This is a genomic window from Lysobacter enzymogenes (assembly GCF_017168095.1).
Classification (GTDB): Bacteria; Pseudomonadota; Gammaproteobacteria; order Xanthomonadales; family Xanthomonadaceae; genus Lysobacter; species Lysobacter enzymogenes_D.
In genome coordinates this window covers 1-1,993 of sequence record NZ_LXSD01000563.1, presented here as the reverse complement: position 1 = coordinate 1,993, position 1,993 = coordinate 1, and the positions used below count along the sequence as shown (strand labels likewise).

The 1,993-nt window shown below is 71.1% G+C and carries 1 protein-coding gene; it reads left to right on the top strand.

Features of this window, described 5'->3' with window-relative positions; genetic code table 11:
* On the top strand, positions 1 to 1,993 hold a 1,993-nt coding region (locus tag A7A76_RS22165), incomplete at both ends, for a beta-ketoacyl synthase N-terminal-like domain-containing protein (RefSeq protein WP_241201124.1).

Genomic DNA, 1,993 nt, shown 5'->3' with positions numbered 1-1,993 from the left:
CGGCGCCTGCGCCGGTGCGCGCGGCAGCGCCGCCGCGCGATCCCGCCGCCGCCGTCCGCGACGGCATCGTGGAATGCCTGTCGCAGACGCTGAAGATGGACGCGGCCGAAGTCGCCATCGATATCGCGTTCTCCGACTACGGCATCGATTCGATCCTCGGCGTGGCCTTCATCGAGCGGGTCAACCAGCGCTTCGGCACCGCGCTCAACACCGCGGTGGTGTTCGAGTTCTCCTCGATCCAGCGCTTGGCCGCGCACTTGTTGCAGGCGCATGCGGGCAAGGTCGAGGCGGCGCTGGCGACCGCGCAGCAGAACGACGAGGCGAGCGAAGAACGCATCGGCGAAGCCGCGATCGCAGCTGCCGCGACGCTGCCGACCGCCGCCGTCGCCGCGCCGAATGCGGCGATGGCCATCGATCCGGCCGCCGCCGACATGCCCATCGCGATCATCGGCCTGTCCGGCCAGTTCCCCAAGGCCGGCGATGCCGACACCTTCTGGGCCAACCTGATCGACGGCGTCGACGGCGTCGAAGAACTGCCGCCGGCCTATCTGCGCGCCGAGGATTACAGCGCCGACAAGCGCCGCGGCAAGACCCGCTGCAAGTGGGGCGGGGTGCTGGCCGAGCGCGACTGCTTCGACCCGCTGTTCTTCAACATCTCGCCCAAAGAGGCCGAGTCGATGAACCCGCACCAGCGCCTGGTCATGCAGGAAAGCTGGAAAGCGCTGGAAGACGCCGGCTACGATCCCAAGTCGCTGGCCGGCAGCCGCACCGGCATCTACGTCGGCGCCGAACCGGCCGGCTACATCGGCGACAGCTTCACCGGGCTGTCGGACGCGATCATCGCCTCGCGCCTGTCGTATGCGCTGGACTTCAACGGCCCGGCGTTCGTGGTCAACACCGGCTGCTCGTCCTCGGCGGTGGCGATCCACCTGGCCTGCGAGAGCCTGCGCAACGGCGAATGCGATCTGGTCCTCGCCGGCGGCGTCAACGCCTGCATGAACCGCAAGGTGCTGCTGCGGCTGGACGAGATCGACATGCTGTCCTCCAGCGGCCGCTGCTTCACCTTCGACCGCGCCGGCGACGGCACCATCATCTCCGAAGGCGTCGGCATGCTGGTGCTCAAGCGCCTGGACCGCGCGCTCGCCGACGGCGATCCGATCTACGCCACCGTGCGCGCCTCGGGCATGAACCAGGACGGCGCCAGCAACGGCATCACCGCGCCCAACGGCGCCGCGCAGGAGCGGCTGATCCTCGACACCTACCGTCGTTTCGGCATCGACGCCGGCCAGATCGGCTACGTCGAAGCCCACGGCACCGGCACCCGCCTCGGCGATCCGGTCGAGACCAACGCCCTGGTGCGCGCGTTCGGCCGCGACAGCGGCGGCCGCGCCGGCTGGTGCGCGCTGGGCAGCGCCAAGTCGCACGTGGGCCACGCCGCCGCGGCGGCCGGCGTGATCGGCGTGATCAAGGTGCTGCTGTCGATGCGCCACGGGCGCCTGCCGGGGTTGCTGAACTTTCGCGAGCTCAATCCGCTGATCGAACTCGACGGCTCGCCGTTCTACATCAACACCCAGGCGATCGACTGGCGCGGCTTCGACGGCGCGCCGCGCATGGCCGCGCTGAACTCGTTCGGCCACAGCGGCACCAACGCGCACCTGGTGCTGCAGGAGCACGTCGCGCAACCCGTCGCGCCGCGCGCGGCGCTGGAGCCGCTGGCGCTGCCGCTGTCGGCGCGCAGCGAGGAACAACTGCTGCACAAGGCGCGCGATCTGCTCGCCTTCGTCGAGGCGCGCGGCGACGGCTTGGACCTGCGCGCCGCTGCGCACACGCTGCAGAGCGGGCGCGAGGCGATGGAGGAGCGGCTCGGCATCCTGGCCGCGAGCCCGCAGCAGCTGATCCAGCGCCTGCGCGACTGGCTGCGCGACGGCGCGGCCGAAGGCTGCTGGCGCGGCCGCGCCCGTCGCGGCCAACCGGCCCGGGTCGAAGCGGCCGA